Source organism: Hamadaea sp. NPDC051192 (assembly GCF_040682475.1).
Lineage (GTDB): Bacteria > Actinomycetota > Actinomycetes > Mycobacteriales > Micromonosporaceae > Hamadaea > Hamadaea flava.
Map to the genome: position 1 here is coordinate 25,146 of NZ_JBFBAZ010000069.1, position 14,634 is coordinate 39,779.

The following is a 14,634-nucleotide window of genomic DNA, read 5'->3' on the forward strand; positions in this document are numbered from 1 at the left end:
GACATGTCCATCGAGATCGCCAACGAGTCCGGCTTCGAGGTCGACGCCGACGAGATCGTCGCCGTCGCCCGGCACGCCCTCGACGAGATGGGCGTGAACCCGCTCGCCGAGCTGTCCGTGCTGCTGGTCGACGTCGACTACATGACCGAGCTGAACCATCGCTGGATGGGTGGCGACGGCCCCACCGACGTCCTGGCCTTCCCGATGGACGAGGAGACGATCGACCACGGGCCCGCCGAGGGCCGGGCCGAGCCCGCGCTGCTCGGCGACATCGTGCTGTGCCCGGAGGTGGCCACCCGGCAGGCCGCCCAGTTCGGCTCGGACGACCCGCGGATGCGTCAGCCCGACGCGCCCGCCCCCACCCCTTCGCCCGACTACGCCATGGCCGACGAGCTGCAGATGCTGACCGTCCACGGCGTACTGCACCTGCTCGGGTTCGACCACGCCGAGCCCGAGGAGGAACGCGAGATGTTCGGCCTGCAGGCCAAGCTGCTCAACAGTTGGCGGGGGCGCGGCCGCTGATGTCCGACGGTCCGTTGATCTGGACGGCGGCAGCGCTCGTTGTCGTCGCCGGGTTGGTGGCCATGACGGAGGCCGCGCTCGGCGTGGTGTCTCCGGCCCGCGCCGGCGAGATGGCCAAGGAGGGTCAGCGGGGCGCCGCGACCCTCCAAGTCATCGCCGGCGACGTGGTACGCCACCTCAACCTGTTGCTGCTGCTGCGAATGGCGTGCGAACTCGTCGCCACCGTCATGGTCACCCTCGTCGCCGTCGACGCGTTCGGCACGGCGTGGGGCGCCACCTTCACCGCCGCCGTGATGACCGTGATCCTGTTCGTGGTCATCGGCGTCGCTCCCCGCACGATCGGCCGGCAGCACGCGTACCGGGTCGGCCGGTATGCCGCGCCCATCGTGTTCTGGCTCAGCCGGGTCCTCGGCCCGCTGACCCGCCTGCTGATCGTCCTGGGCAACGTGCTCACCCCGGGCAAGGGCTTCCGCGAGGGACCTTTCGCCACCCAGGTCGAGCTGCGCGAACTCGTCGACCTCGCGGAACAGCGCGGCGTCGTCGAGCACGGCGAACGCCAGATGATCCACTCCGTCTTCGCGCTCGGCGAGACCATCGCCCGCGAGGTGATGGTGCCCCGGACCGAGATGGTCTGGATAGAGAGCGGCAAGACGCTGCGCCAGGCGTTGCAGCTCGCGCTGCGGTCCGGCTTCTCGCGCGTACCGGTCATCGGCGAGTCCGTCGACGACGTGCTCGGCGTGGTCTACCTCAAGGATCTGGCCCGTGCGCTGACCGGTGGCTACGACGAGGGCACCACTGTCGGCCGCGTCATGCGCGAGGCGGTCTTCATCCCCGAGTCCAAGCCGATCGACGACCTGCTGGCCGAGATGCAGGCCGCCCGGACGCACATGGCCGTCGTCATCGACGAATACGGCGGCACCGCCGGCCTCATCGCGATCGAGGACATCCTGGAGGAGATCGTCGGCGAGATCACCGACGAGTACGACGTGGAGCGTCCGCCGATCGAACACCTCGCCGACGGCGCGGTGCGGGTCACGGCCCGGCTGCCGGTCGAGGACCTCGGCGAGATCTTCGACGTGGAGCTGCCGGCCAACGAGGTCGAGACGGTCGCCGGCCTGCTCGCCCAGGCCCTCGGCCGGGTGCCGATCCCGGGCGCGAGCGCCCAGGTCAGCGGGCTCACCCTCACCGCGGAGGGCGCGACCGGCCGTCGCAACCGCATCGACACCGTGCTGGTCACGCCGCAGAAGGAGCTGCAGGATGCCTGACACCCCCGCCCTCGCGCCCGCGCCCGCCGACCTCACGGCCGAGGACGCGAAGCTGGTCACCCTCGCCCGGTCGGCGCGGGCTCGCGTCGCCGCTCTCGAAGGGGCGGCGGTACGCGATCAGGACGGCCGCACCTATACCGGAGTGACGATCGCCCTGCCCTCGTTCGGACTGGGCGCCCTGCAACTGGCCGTGGCCGCCGCGGTGGCCGCGGGTGCGGCGACGTTGGAGGCGGCGGCCCTGGTGACCGAGGCGAGCACGCTCGACTCGCAGGACGCCGCCGCCGTACGCGACCTGTCGGGTTCGGCCCCGGTCTACCTCGCCGACGCGACCGGCAAAGCGTTCGCCGTCCTGTCCGGCGACTAGCCGACGACGATCCGCGGTCGGGGCCGTGGGCGGACGAGCCCACGACCCCTCGGCGGATCAGGCGCGCTACTTCACCTGGTACGCCCGCAGCAGCGTCTCGTCGACGATGTGCCCGTCGGCGGCGACTCCGCGTACCTTCAGGGAGATGAACGTGCCCGCCTTGTGCGGTACGAAGGCGTACCAGCCGTGCGCTGTGCGTACAACATGGACGTTCTTCCAGTGCGCGCCGTCGTCGGCCGAGACCTGGACGTCGAGGCGCGTGAGTGGGGCGGTAGTGACGCCTGGTTGGGTGGTCACGACGATCGGGACCAGAGCGATCGGCGCGGATGCCGCGTAGTTGTCGTCGTCGAGGTCGGGTGCGAAGCCGACCGCGGTGACCGGCAGCCGGACGAAACCGTAGTTCGGGCCGTCGGGATCGGTGTGCCCGGAGCGGAAGGTCCACGTGCCCTTGACGGATGTGCCGAGGCGCGCGTCCCGGGTCACCTCCACCTCCAGCCGGTATTCGGCCGTCTCCGGCGGGACGGTCACCCGCAGCGAGGTGTCCGACTGCTCGGCGATGAGCTGCCCGTCGCGATACAGCCGTGCGATGGCCGAGCTGGACATGCCGTAGCCGGCGTGCCCGGCGGTGTCGCTGAACATCGCGGGATCGAGGAAGAGCTCATCGCCACGGCGGTTGAGGAAGCTGGTCAATCCGGGCGGACCGGTGAACGACGGGCCGTAGGGAGCGCCGTTCCAGGTCACCGCAGGGAGCCGACCGGCTCGATAGTGCCGCAGGACGCCCATCAGCGTTGACGCATAGGTGAGCGCGTTGTCGCCTTCGACGACCTCGTCGAGCCCGGACTGGTAATAGCCGGCGGCGTCGTAGTAGATCGTGCGGTGCAGCGGAAGGTGCGACGGCATACCTGAGGCCCATGCGAAGTCCTCGGCGGGCATCGCATAGGTGAACGAGTAGGCGGTCGCGCCCGGCATGTGCCGCTGGTAGACGACCTTCTCGGTCGCGAGGCCGCCCGAACCGATCCGCTGAGTGAGCCCGGTCGGGAAGCCGTTGTCGAATCGCCAGGCGCCGAAGTGCAGAGCGGGTGCGTCGGCGTTGTCGCCGGCCGGTCCGTTCCGCCAGAGCGTGGCGCTGATGTTGGTGTAGACGTCGCTCGCCGGCTCGGCGGTCACCTGCCCGGTGTAGTAGCCGGTCGACACGTGGCCGGCGCTGGCGAACCCGTACCCGATCATCTCCGTCGGCAGGAACGACACGTTCGTCATCAGCTCGCCGTCGTCGAAGGCCCCGCCGGCCGAGGTGATGGTGACCGGCCGGGCCTTTCGGGCGTCGAGCGTCTCCGTCTTGTCCCGATCGAGGATGAGCTTCGGATCGACCAGGCTGGTGAGCGGACCGTCGTAGGTCCCGATGTTGGTCAGCAGGAAGTAGCGCCCGGCGGGCAGCCGGAGCGAGGTCGTACGCGAGCCGATGCCGTAGTGGATTCCGGTCTCGCTCACCAGATCGGTGTAGTGCTCAGTGCTGGGCGTGCCGTCGCGCTCGATGACGTCGAGAGTGAGGGTGTAGGCCTCGGCCTCCTTCTCCACGCCGTAGGGGACGCTGACGCTCACCCCGTCAGCGGTTCCCACGAGCTGGCCGGAGTAGAGGCCGTCGGGCACGTCAGCCCGGGTGTCCGCGGTGAAGGTCACGGATGCGGTGCCACCGGCGGGGACGGTCACGGTGGTCGCGCTGAGCGAGAACATCGCCAAGCCGGTGCCCCGGACGGCGAGCTGGAGCGTGACGTCGGCCGTTCCGCTGTTGCGGTAGGTGACCGTCTTGGTCATCGGGGCGTCATCGGCGTGCGGCCACGCGGCCAACCCGAAGCTGACGGATGGTGCTTCCGCGGTGATCGTCTGCCCGATCGCGCGAGCCACATCGACCCGGCCAGCGCCCTGACCGAAGGCGTTGATGCCGTCCAGCGGCTTGGCCGAGCCCATCAAGGTGGCCTTCAACTGCGCCGGAGTCCACTGCGGATGCTCCTGCGCCAACAACGCCGCCGAACCCGCCGTGTGCGGGGTTGCCATCGACGTGCCCGACAGCGTCGCGTACGGCTCGCCGGGGGTGCACAGGAAACCGACTGAGCTGCACGCGGCGACGATGTCCACGCCGGGCGCGGAGATCTCCGGCTTGACTGCCGAGTCGCCCACTCGCGGGCCCCGGCTGGAGAACTCCGCCAGCTCGTCGGTCTTCGACGTCGCGGCCACCGCGAGAGCGGAGTCCGCGCTGGCCGGCGAGCCGACCGTCCGGTCGCCAAACCGGCCGTCGTTGCCCGCCGCGATCACGAACAACGTCCCGTACTGGGCCGTCAAATCGTTGACCGCCTGCTCCAGCGGATCGACCTCCGGAGTGTCCGGACCGCCCAGGCTCAGGTTGACCACGTCGGCACCCTGCTCGGCCGCCCACTGCATGCCCGCCAGGATCCACGAATCGAGGCAGCCGAACTCGACGCAGACCTTGCCGTTGAGCAATTGCGCGTCCGGGGCGACACCCCTGTACTTGCCGCCCGACGCCGCACCGGTGCCGGCGATCGTCGACGCGACATGCGTACCGTGCCCGACGTGGTCACGGTCGTCTTCGTCGGGATACTCCGCCGCGAAGTTCACCGAGGAGACGACCTTGCCCGCCAGGTCCGGGTGGGTCACGTCGATGCCGGTGTCCAGCACCGCCACCGTGACGCCCTCGCCGGTCCAGCCCGACTGCCACGCCGTGGGCGCCCCGATCAACGGGACGCTGACGTCCAGGGTCGGCTTGCGTACGCCGTCCAGCCACACCTTCACCCCGGCGAGGGACGCGGCCGTGGTACGCCGATCGTGGCCGGTCAGGCCCTGCCACAACACGCCCAGCTGCTTCTTGTCGGCCTTCGCCGCCCGGCTCTTGATCGTCTTGAGGGGCTTGCCCAGCGTCAGGCCGGCGTCGGCGGGCGGCGTACCCAGCCCTGTCATGATCAACGGCAGGTCGGGGCGGCGCTGGTCGTAGCCGTACTGGATCAGCGAGGTCACGTCGAACAGCCGGGCGTCCAGCCGGCCGTCCGCCAGCAGCGGCTGCGCGTCGGACGGGATGACGGTGACGTGGTCACGCGATCGCGACATCTTGAAGGTGACGTGCTGCCGGCCCGCGCCTCGGAGCACCGCGACGTTCTTGCCGCTGACCTGGACGACGTCACCGGTGATCAAGGTGACCAGTCGCGTGTTCGCGTCCTGGGCGGATGGGGCCTCGATCGGCGAAACGGTGGTGCTCGCGAAGCCGGGCTGGGCGACGGCGGTCCCGCCGCCGAGCACCAGCACAGCGAAAGCGGCCGCCGTCAGGCGGCCGCCTCCCCGTTGGATGCGTAGCATGACCTCCCCTAACTGTGGACGAGACATCCTCGAATGGATGGATGTCTACTCCACATAAGACGACCGAACACCCGGGGAAGGGTGCACCGATCGCGGGAGGTTTTTCCAGACGTGCGACTAGGCGTCAGAAACCCAGGCGGCGCAACAGCTTCGGGTCGCGCTGCCACTCCTTGGCGACGCGTACGTGGAGGTCGAGATAGACCTTCGTGCCGAGCAGATCCTCGATCTCGGCCCGTGCGGTGGCGCCGATGTTCTTCAGCCGGGAGCCGCCCGCGCCGATGACGATCGCCTTCTGGCTGGGCCGCTCGACGTAGACGTCGGCGAAGACCCGGGTCAGCCGCTCCTCCGGCAGGATCTCCTCGACCAGCACCGCGATCGAGTGCGGCAGCTCATCGCGTACGCCCTCCAGCGCCGCTTCCCGGATCATCTCGGCGATGAGCACGTGTTCCGGCTCGTCGGTGAGCATGTCGTCCGGGTAGAGCCGGGGCGACTTCGGCAGGTGCCCGACCATGACGTCAACCAGGACGTCCAGTTGGTTGCCGGCGACCGCGCTGACCGGGACGACGTCGGCGAAGTCGCCGAGCTGGCTGACCGCGAGCAACTGCTCGGCCAGAACCTGCTTGCTCACCAGGTCGGTCTTGGTGACGACCGCGACGACCTTGGCCTTCAGCTCGGCGATCTCGGTCGCGATGAACTTGTCGCCCTTGCCGACCGGCTCGTCGGCCGGGATGCAGAGGCCGATCACGTCCACCTCGGACCAGGTGGTCCGGACCAGGTCGTTGAGGCGCTCGCCCAGCAGCGTCTTCGGCCGGTGCAATCCGGGAGTGTCCACCAGCACGAGCTGGGCGTCAGGCCGGTGCAGGACGGCCCGGATGATGTGCCGGGTGGTCTGTGGCTTGTTCGACGTGATCGCGATCTTCTGCCCGATGATCGCGTTGGTCAGGGTCGACTTGCCGGCGTTCGGCCGCCCGACGAAACAGGCGAAACCGGCACGGAACTGATCATCAGCCACACGACTACGCTACCGGTCGGGTTTGATCCCCGATGAGGCGGGCGGAAACCCGGTCGCGGGCGCTGGGGGTCGGCCGACTAACCTGGTCGGGTAGTTTGCCGCGTTTCGTAGCCCGCCGATGTCGCTTATCGAGGAGCCCTGCCATGACCACGGTTGCGCCGCCCGCGTACGAGGAAGTGACCGCGACGTTCGAGCCGGTCATCGGGCTGGAGACGCACGTCGAGCTGGGCACCCGGACGAAGATGTTCTGCGGCTGCCCGACCGGCTTCGGCGCGGCCCCCAACACGCAGGTCTGCCCCGTCTGCCTCGGGCTGCCGGGCAGCCTGCCGGTGGCGAACAAGGCCGCGATCGAGGCCACGATCCGGATCGGACTGGCGCTCAACTGCTCGATCGCCGAGTGGTGCCGGTTCGCGCGGAAGAACTACTTCTACCCGGACATGCCGAAGAACTACCAGATCAGCCAGTACGACGAGCCGCTGTGCAGCGACGGCTGGCTGGACGTCGAGATCGACGGCGAGCTGGTGCGCATCGGCATCGAGCGGGTGCACCTCGAGGAGGACACCGGCAAGACGCTGCACGTCGGCGGGGCGACCGGCCGGATTCACGGCGCGTCGGAGTCGCTGGTGGACTACAACCGGGCGGGCATCCCGCTCGTGGAGATCGTGACGAAGCCGATCCCGGGCACGGGCGCGAAGGCGCCGATCGTCGCGCGGGCTTACGTCACCGAACTCCGGGACGTCATCCGCTCGCTCAACGTCTCCGACGTACGCATGGAGCAGGGCTCGCTGCGCTGTGACGTGAACACCTCCCTCAACCGGCCGGGCGAGGAGTGGGGAACGCGTACCGAGACGAAGAACGTGAACAGCCTGCGCAGCGTGGAGCGCGCGGTGCGGTCGGAGATGGTCCGTCAGGCGGCCGTGCTGAGCACGGGCGGCCGGATCACCCAGGAGACCCGCCACTTCCACGAGGACACCGGGGAGACCACCTCGGGCCGCTCGAAGGAGACGGCGACCGACTACCGCTACTTCCCGGAGCCGGACCTGGCGCCGCTCGCGCCCGACACGGCGTGGGTGAGCGAGCTGAAGGCCGCGCTGCCCGAGCTGCCGCGAGTGCACCGCCGGCGGCTGCAGAGCGAGTGGGGCCTGTCTGATCTGGACATGCAGTCGGTCGTGAACGCCGGCGCGGTCGAGCTGATCGAGGCGACCATCGCGGCGGGGACGACCGCCGAGGCCGCCCGCAAGTGGTGGCTCGGCGAGCTGTCGCGCAAGGCGAACGAGACCGGCGTCGAGCTGGCCACCGTCGGCGCGACCCCCAAGCAGGTCGCCCAGCTGCAGCAGCTCGTCGACGACGGCAAGCTCACCGACAAACTGGCCCGCCAGGTCCTCGAAGGCGTCGTCGCCGGTGAGGGCGACCCGGCGCAGATCATGCAGGCCCGGGGGATCGAGGTCGTCTCCGACTCGGGCGCGCTGACCGCCGCCGTCGACGAGGCCATCGCCGCCAACCCCGAGATCGCGGACAAGATCCGGGGCGGCAACGTCGCGGCGGCCGGGGTGATCATCGGCGCGGTGATGAAGGCGACCAAGGGTCAGGCGGACGCCAAGACCGTCCGGGAGCTGGTCATCAGCCGGCTCAGCTGAGCCCATAGCGCTCCGGCCGACGGCTGGGGCGCGGCTATCCGGTCGGGGTCGGCGTAGGTGACACCGACTCGAAGGGTGCCACCTTTCGGGTCAGGGAGACCTGCGCCAGCCCCGTCCCACCCACGTGGATGTCGTCGTACGCCTGCAGCGCGACGCTTCCGTTGCCGCCCGGCGCGGAGAAGTAGAGCACGGACATGGCCAGCGGCAACGGCGTACCCGATTCGAGACCGCGAAGGCCCGCGCCGCCGGTCGAGCCCTGGATCATGAGCAGGCTGGAGTCCTCGGTGGCCCCGGAGGCGGGCTCGGCGGGGAGGGTCGAGACCGACCGGGCGTGCAGGTGGCCGGCCAGGATGAGCGGGCAGTGCCCGGCGATCGGCCCGGCCGCGACCGGATCGTGCACCAGCGCCACGTCGACCTTGCCGCCCTGGGCGTCGATGGTGCGGGCGAGCTTCGCCCCGGTCGACTTGACCAGCTCGGTGGTCTTGTCGGTGAGCAGCGAATCGTCCGCCCGCGTCTGCTTGTCGGGGGTGAACCGAGGGTCGCCGATCCCGGCGAAGGTCAGCCCCTTGACGGTGGTGACGCCGTTCTCCAGGACGATCGCGTTGGGCTGCTTGGCGACCTCCGCCGAGGTCAGCGCCGAGTCGTGGTTGCCCCGGATGTAGATGTAGGGCACCTTGAGCAGCGCGATCGAGTCGGCGTAGGAGCCTTCCATCTCGCTGCCCCAGTCGTTGATGTCGCCCGTGTCCACCACGACGTCGATCTTGAACTGCTCGACGACGGACCGGACGACGGTCCACGACGCCGGGTTCAGGTGCATGTCCGAGATGTGCAGTACGCGTACCGTCCCGGGCGCGGGGTCATAAGTGGGCAGCGACGACAGCGTGCTGTAGAGCGTCGAGACGTTGTTGACGAGCTTCTGCAGCTGATCGGCGTACGCCGTGTAGTTCTGCGCGATCTTCCGCGCGTCGCCGACGACGGCCGGCGCATTGGCCAGCAACCCGTCGTAGCGAGGCTCGGCCAGGGCGTCCGCTCGGAAGGTGGCGAGCGCGACGCCCAGCGATCCGCCGGTCACCACCAACGCCAGGCCACCGCACAACGCCACGCGACTCATCCGCCGGAACACGAGGGCGGCGAGCGCCATCGAGGCGAGGATCGAGACCGACAGCGTACGCAGGACGAGCCGCACGAGGCCGCTGAGCACGTCGTCGACCGCGTGTTCACTGGCCCGGGTGATCGCGGTGCGGTCCGAGATGAGCGCCTCGGTGCGGCCGCGGTCCAGGGACTCCATCTTCACCGAGATGTGGGCGGGCCCGTCATGGGTGTCGAAGCTGAGTGACCCCAGCGGCGGGATGTCGACCTCGCTGTCCCCGTAGAGGGTGGGCTCCATCGACAGGGTGGCCTGGAACGGGCCCACCGGAGTCGAGGTGTGGGCGCCGAGGGCGACCCCGATCCAGACTCCGGCGAAGGTGACGATCACGACGCCGAGGATGCGCAGCGCACCGCGCAGCCCTTTGCCGTCGAAGATCGTCTTAACCCGTTGCCGCCACATCAACCTAGACTTACCCGAAGAATCCTGTCATCGCTACTTTCAGGCTCGCCGCGTCCGTCCTTATTGCTGGTCAGGACCCAGATAGAGCCGTCGGGAGCGAGCGCGGCGTGTCGCAGCCGGCCGTACTCGTCCACCAACCCCGCGACCGGCGGGCCGGCCAGCGTCCCGGCCGAACCGTCGAGCGGCAGCATCCACAGCCGCTTCCCCCGCAGGCAGGCCGCGATCAGCCGATCCTTGACGATCGTCGCCCCCGAACAGGAGGCCTCCTCGGGCTTCCACGCGACGATCGGGTCGACGAACCGTGCATCGTGGGCCGCGCCCTCCACGTCGGGCCAGCCGTAGTTCTTGCCCGGCTCGATGCGGTTGATCTCGTCCCAGGTGTTCTGGCCGAACTCGGTCGCCCACATGTGCCCGCCCGAGTCCCAGGCGAAACCCTGCACGTTGCGATGCCCGTAGGACCAGACCAGCGAGTCGCCGAACGGGTTGCCCGGGGCCGGCTTGCCATCGGCGGTCATCCGCAGGATCTTGCCGCCGAGGCTCTTGAGGTCCTGGGAGTTGCCCCGATGCGAGGCGTCGCCGGTGCCCGCGTAAAGGAAGCCGTCCGGCCCGAACGCGAGCCGGCCGCCGTTGTGGATCCCCGAGATCGGGATGCCCGTCACGATCGGCTGCGGCCGCTCGCCGATCTTCCAGCGGGCGATCCGGTTGTCCTGCTTGGTCGTGTAGTACAGGAACAGCGTCTTGTCCTGGGCGTACTGCGGCGACGCCGCGATGCCCATGAGGCCGCCCTCGCCGTTCGAGTCCGACTCGGTGATCTTGCCGACCTCGGTCGCGGCTCCGTCCCGCACCGCGAGGATCCGGCCGCTGTCCCGCTCGGTGACCAGGGCGGACCCGTCCGGGAGGAAGGCGACGCCCCACGGCACATCGAGCTTCTCCACCAGCACGGTCGTGCCGGCGACCGCCGGCGGCTTCGTACTCTCGACCGCGGTGGGCACCGTCGGCGCGGACGCCGCCACGGAATCCGGGTCGCGGGTCTCGGAACAGCCGGTGAGCCCGGCTCCCACGGTCACAGTCGCGATCGCCAAAGCGAGGGCACGGCGCATAGGAGCAACCCTACGCACGGGGGTGCTGCGTGTCGTCATGAAGACGACGACACCGCACCCAGTCGAACGGTTCCCCTCGCATATCGATTTGCCACCGTCTGTGGTGCCGAGGTGGGATCAGTGGTATGCCGAAGATCCGCAACGTCTCGTTCGACTGCGCCGACCCGTACGCCCTCGCCCGGTTCTGGGCCGAGGTCATGCACACGCAGCTGGACTCCGACCATCAACCGGACGACGAGGAGACCGCCATCCAGCCGCCCGACGGGCCGGCGTTGTACTTCCAGCGCGTACCCGAACCGAAGTCCGTCAAGAACCGGGTGCACATCTGCCTCACCCCGGAGATCCGCCGGGACGCGGAGGTGGAGCGCATCCTGGGCCTCGGAGCCACCCTCGTCGCCGACCATCGCCGCCCCGACGGGCTCGGCTGGGCGGTCCTGGCCGACCCCGAGGGCAACGAATTCTGCGTACTGCGCAGCGAGGAGGAGCGCGCCGCGGCATAGGCTGAGGGCGTGAAGATCTGGATCTCCCACCCCGACGCCGTCGAGTTCCTGGGGCCGTTGCCGGACGGGGCGGACCTCGCGTTCCTGCCCACCCCCAGCTCCCCGCTCCCGGGCGACCCGGCCGAGGTGGAGTTCTGGGTGCCGCCGTTCCTGTCCGGCGGCAGCACCACCGTGCTGCTGCCGCAGATGGCCTCGCTCAAGGTGGTCCAGCTGCTCTCGGCGGGCGCCGACGCGTGGGCGGCCAAGGTGCCGGCCGGCGTCACGCTCTGCGACGCGCGGGGAGTCCACGACTCCAGCACGTCGGAGTGGGTGGTCGCGGCCATTCTCAGCTCGTTGCGGCGCTTCGACCATTTCGCGCGCGCCCAGGCGGAGCCCCGGTGGTCGTACGCCGATGTGACGCCGACGGACGAACTGGCCGGCAAACGTGTCCTCATCATCGGCGCCGGATCGATCGGATCGGCGGTGGCCCGGCGACTGGAACCGTTCGAGGTGTCGCTGACCTTCGTGGCGCGCACCGCTCGCCCGGCCGACGGCGTACGCGGCGTGGACGAACTGCCGCAGCTCCTGCCCGCAGCCGACGTCGTGGTGCTGCTGATTCCGCTGACGCCGGAGACCACCGGACTGGTGGACAAGGCGTTCCTGGCCGCGATGCCGGACGGGGCGTTGCTGGTCAACGCCGCCCGCGGGCCGGTCGCGTCGACCGACGCCCTGATCGCCGAGCTGGGCACGGGCCGGCTGTGGGCCGCGCTGGACGTCACCGATCCCGAGCCGCTGCCCCTCGACAATCCGCTGTGGACGATGCCGAACGTCCTGATCACGCCGCACGTGGCGGGTTCGGTCCGGGGCGTGCTCCGGCGGGGCTACCAGCTCGCCGGAGCCCAACTGCGCCGGTACGCCGCAGGCCAGGAACTGGTCAACGTCGTCCGCGACGGCTACTGAGCCATTCCTCGCGACGGCTGCTGAGCCTGTGCATCGCGACGGCTGAGCCTCTTGCGGGAGCCGGCCCGGCCTACTGGGCCTGTTCGAGTTCCTTGCCGCTGGCCGCGACCAGCCTGGGGAGGTCCATCGGGCGTACGGCGGTCAGCGTGATGCGGGTGCCATCGGTGAGGACGGCCTGCGCCTTGTCGCGGCCGGCTGGGACGAAGGCCTCGATCCGGGACCATTCGACCTTCCGGCTACCGAGCAGCGCGCGTACGCGTACTCCGTTCGGGTCGGCGTCGGTGCCCGAGCGCCAGGCCCAGACGGCGAAGACGAAGATCCCTAGCGGCACGAAGAAGAACCACCCCGAAGCCCGGAGCAGGGGCAACGCGCCGATGGCGGCGATGAGGCCGGCGACCGGTAAGGCGGTCGGCTGACGGAAGCTGGTCACCTGCGGATTCTCGCATGTCGTGGTAAGTGTCAGACATCACGGCAATACTGTCGGGGTTGGTGCGGCAGCGGCGCTGGAACCAATCGGGAGGTTGCGATGTCCGTACTGCTCATGATCGGGACCGGCAAGGGCCTCTTCCTGGCCCGGCGCGACGAGGTGGGGCAGGCGTGGCAGGTCAGTGTGCCGCACTTCCCGATGACGGCGATCTACGCGGTGGGCATCGACCCGCGGCCCGAGCAGCCGAGGCTGCTGGCCGCGATCGACAGCTCACATTTCGGGCCGAGCGTGGCGGTCAGCGACGACCTGGGCGCCTCGTGGCGGGAACCGGAGAAAGCGCCTATCGCCTTCCCGGCCGGGACTGATACCTCGCTGCGCCGCGTGTGGGCGTTCGCGCCCGGGTCGGCGGCGGGCGATCCGTCGGTCGTCTGGGCCGGCACCGAGCCGTCGGCGTTGTTCAAGTCGGTCGACGGCGGGATCACCTATGAGCTGGTCCGCAGCCTGTGGGAGCACCCGCACCGGACGCAGTGGGGCGAGGGGTTCGGCGGCCAGGCGATCCACACGATCAGCCCGCATCCGGCCGACCCGGAGCGCGTCCTGGTCGCGATGTCGACCGGTGGCGTCTACCGCACGACCGACGGCGGCCAGACCTGGACGGCCAGCAACACCGGGATCAAGGCGTACTTCATGCCCGACCAGTTCCCCGAGTTCGGCCAGTGCGTGCACAAGGTGGCCCGCGATCACGCCAACCCCGATCGGCTCTACCTGCAGAACCACCATGGCGTCTACCGCTCCGACGACGACGGCGTCACCTGGACGTCGATCGCCGCCGGCCTGCCCAGCGATTTCGGCTTCCCGGTGGTGGCCCACCCTACGCGGGGCGACACGCTGTGGAACTTCCCGCTGACCGCCGACGGCAGCCGCTTCGCGCCGGACTTCAAGTGCCAGGTCTTCCGCAGCACCGACGCCGGGAAGTCCTGGCAGGCGCAGTCGGCTGGGCTGCCGGTCGAGCCCTACTACTCGACCGTGCTGCGCGATGCGATGTGCACCGACACCGCCGATCCCGCCGGGGTGTACTTCGGCGGCCGGAGCGGCGAGGTCTACGCCAGCGCCGACGAAGGGGAGAGCTGGGGACGCGTCGCCACCCAACTACCGGGCATCCTCTGCCTCCGGGCGGTCGAGCTGTGAGCGTCACCGTGCTGGTGCCGTCCGCTCTGCGTACGGAGATCGCGGGGGCGAAGTCGGTCGCCGTCGACACGACGGGTGACCTCGGCGCGGTCCTGGCCGAGGTCGAGCGGCGCTGGCCGCGCCTCGGCCGCCGACTCCGCGACGAACAAGGACAGCTCAGGCGTTACGTCAACGTCTACGTAGACGGGGAAGACTGTCGTGGTCTGGCCGGGCTCGCCACGCCCATCGCCGACGGGGCTGAGATTCAAGTGCTTCCGTCGGTCGCCGGCGGTGCTGAGTTCACGGCGGCCGACGGCGACAAGGTCCTCGCCGCCAACTTCGCCGACTGGGTACGCGACCTCGGCCTCACCGTCGAAGAAGTGGGCGCCGACTACGCCACGCTCCGGCTGCCCTGGTCCGGTCGGCTGGCCCGAGAAGGCGGCGCGCTGTCCGGCCAAGCGCTGATGGCGGCGGCCGACACCGCGACGGTCATCGCGGTCAGCTCCGCCAAGGGTGGCTTCGGGCCGATGACGACCGTGCAGCTCAACGCCACCTTTCAGCGTCCCGTCGTCGGCGTCGACGTGCTGGTGACCGCCCGGCTGACCAAGCTCGGCCGGTCGATGGCGTTCGCCCAGGTCGACATGGTGGCCGGCGGGGTTCTGGCCGCTCAGGCCACCACCGTGTACGCCCTCCTCTGACTCGCTCCGCTCGCCGCCCGGTCGCTCCGCGCCCGGGCCGCTTCCGCTCGCTCGCCGCTCGCCGCCCCGGGGGCGCCGCGCCGGGGCGCGT

13 protein-coding genes are annotated in these 14,634 nt (G+C 70.0%); 8 read left to right on the forward strand and 5 right to left on the reverse strand.

All coding sequences use genetic code 11. The features are described from left to right. The first annotated feature begins 3 nt into the window (after positions 1–3). Genes ybeY through AB0M47_RS25950 form a run of 3 tightly spaced genes read left to right on the forward strand, consistent with a single transcriptional unit; the run spans position 4 to position 2,151 of the window. Positions 4–522, forward strand: a complete 519-nt coding sequence (ybeY, locus tag AB0M47_RS25940) for an rRNA maturation RNase YbeY (RefSeq protein ID WP_253760906.1) — start codon at positions 4–6, stop codon at positions 520–522. Continuing rightward, positions 522–1,787 (forward strand): hemolysin family protein, encoded by a 1,266-nt coding sequence (locus AB0M47_RS25945; RefSeq protein ID WP_363418524.1) that lies wholly within the window; start codon positions 522–524, stop codon positions 1,785–1,787. Before ybeY ends, AB0M47_RS25945 begins: the two co-directional genes overlap by 1 nt. Then, positions 1,780–2,151, forward strand: coding sequence for a cytidine deaminase (locus tag AB0M47_RS25950; RefSeq protein ID WP_363418526.1), 372 nt, complete (start codon positions 1,780–1,782; stop codon positions 2,149–2,151). The genes AB0M47_RS25945 and AB0M47_RS25950 overlap by 8 nt, the downstream gene beginning before the upstream one ends. Before the next feature lie 66 nt (positions 2,152–2,217). On the opposite strand, the gene AB0M47_RS25955 is transcribed toward AB0M47_RS25950, so the two are convergent. Both AB0M47_RS25955 and era read right to left on the reverse strand, forming a co-directional pair. Further along, positions 2,218–5,514, reverse strand: a complete 3,297-nt coding sequence (locus AB0M47_RS25955; RefSeq protein ID WP_363418528.1) for a S8 family serine peptidase — start codon at positions 5,512–5,514, stop codon at positions 2,218–2,220. Positions 5,515–5,638: 124 nt separating this feature from the next. After that, complete coding sequence (gene era, locus AB0M47_RS25960; RefSeq protein ID WP_363418530.1) at positions 5,639–6,526, reverse strand: GTPase Era; 888 nt, start codon at positions 6,524–6,526, stop codon at positions 5,639–5,641. Positions 6,527–6,669: 143 nt separating this feature from the next. On the opposite strand from era, the gene gatB reads away from it, so the two are divergent. Beyond that, positions 6,670–8,163 carry an Asp-tRNA(Asn)/Glu-tRNA(Gln) amidotransferase subunit GatB gene (gene gatB, locus AB0M47_RS25965; protein WP_363418532.1) on the forward strand — a complete coding sequence of 498 codons (1,494 nt, stop codon included), beginning with the start codon at positions 6,670–6,672 and terminating at the stop codon, positions 8,161–8,163. Positions 8,164–8,197: 34 nt separating this feature from the next. Here gatB and AB0M47_RS25970 read toward each other — a convergent pair whose 3' ends face one another. After that, positions 8,198–9,712, reverse strand: a complete 1,515-nt coding sequence (locus AB0M47_RS25970) for a metallophosphoesterase (protein WP_363418534.1) — start codon at positions 9,710–9,712, stop codon at positions 8,198–8,200. After that, positions 9,712–10,812, reverse strand: a complete 1,101-nt coding sequence (locus tag AB0M47_RS25975; RefSeq protein ID WP_363418536.1) for a PQQ-dependent sugar dehydrogenase — start codon at positions 10,810–10,812, stop codon at positions 9,712–9,714. Before AB0M47_RS25975 ends, AB0M47_RS25970 begins: the two co-directional genes overlap by 1 nt. Before the next feature lie 125 nt (positions 10,813–10,937). Between AB0M47_RS25975 and AB0M47_RS25980 the strand changes: the two genes are divergently transcribed. Further along, positions 10,938–11,312 carry a VOC family protein gene (locus AB0M47_RS25980; RefSeq protein WP_363418538.1) on the forward strand — a complete coding sequence of 125 codons (375 nt, stop codon included), beginning with the start codon at positions 10,938–10,940 and terminating at the stop codon, positions 11,310–11,312. Positions 11,313–11,396: 84 nt separating this feature from the next. Further along, entirely contained in the window at positions 11,397–12,251 is an 855-nt protein-coding gene (locus tag AB0M47_RS25985) for a 2-hydroxyacid dehydrogenase (RefSeq protein WP_363418548.1), read from the forward strand. Positions 12,252–12,321: 70 nt separating this feature from the next. Here AB0M47_RS25985 and AB0M47_RS25990 read toward each other — a convergent pair whose 3' ends face one another. Continuing rightward, positions 12,322–12,681, reverse strand: a complete 360-nt coding sequence (locus AB0M47_RS25990) for a PH domain-containing protein (RefSeq protein ID WP_363418540.1) — start codon at positions 12,679–12,681, stop codon at positions 12,322–12,324. A gap of 96 nt (positions 12,682–12,777) precedes the next feature. On the opposite strand from AB0M47_RS25990, the gene AB0M47_RS25995 reads away from it, so the two are divergent. Then, entirely contained in the window at positions 12,778–13,866 is a 1,089-nt protein-coding gene (locus tag AB0M47_RS25995) for an exo-alpha-sialidase (protein ID WP_363418542.1), read from the forward strand. Further along, entirely contained in the window at positions 13,863–14,543 is a 681-nt protein-coding gene (locus AB0M47_RS26000; RefSeq protein WP_363418544.1) for a hotdog domain-containing protein, read from the forward strand. Before AB0M47_RS25995 ends, AB0M47_RS26000 begins: the two co-directional genes overlap by 4 nt. The last annotated feature ends 91 nt before the right edge of the window (positions 14,544–14,634 follow it).

Excerpts from the sequence above, each read along its gene's own strand:
- ybeY (WP_253760906.1), top strand. The coding sequence starts at position 4 with ATGTCCATCGAGATCGCCAACGAGTCCGGCTTCGAGGTCGACGCCGAC.
- AB0M47_RS25945 (WP_363418524.1), top strand. The coding sequence starts at position 522 with ATGTCCGACGGTCCGTTGATCTGGACGGCGGCAGCGCTCGTTGTCGTC.
- AB0M47_RS25950 (WP_363418526.1), top strand. The coding sequence starts at position 1,780 with ATGCCTGACACCCCCGCCCTCGCGCCCGCGCCCGCCGACCTCACGGCC.
- AB0M47_RS25955 (WP_363418528.1), bottom strand. The coding sequence starts at position 5,514 with ATGCTACGCATCCAACGGGGAGGCGGCCGCCTGACGGCGGCCGCTTTC.
- gatB (WP_363418532.1), top strand. The coding sequence starts at position 6,670 with ATGACCACGGTTGCGCCGCCCGCGTACGAGGAAGTGACCGCGACGTTC.
- AB0M47_RS25970 (WP_363418534.1), bottom strand. The coding sequence starts at position 9,712 with ATGTGGCGGCAACGGGTTAAGACGATCTTCGACGGCAAAGGGCTGCGC.
- AB0M47_RS25975 (WP_363418536.1), bottom strand. The coding sequence starts at position 10,812 with ATGCGCCGTGCCCTCGCTTTGGCGATCGCGACTGTGACCGTGGGAGCC.
- AB0M47_RS25980 (WP_363418538.1), top strand. The coding sequence starts at position 10,938 with ATGCCGAAGATCCGCAACGTCTCGTTCGACTGCGCCGACCCGTACGCC.
- AB0M47_RS25995 (WP_363418542.1), top strand. The coding sequence starts at position 12,778 with ATGTCCGTACTGCTCATGATCGGGACCGGCAAGGGCCTCTTCCTGGCC.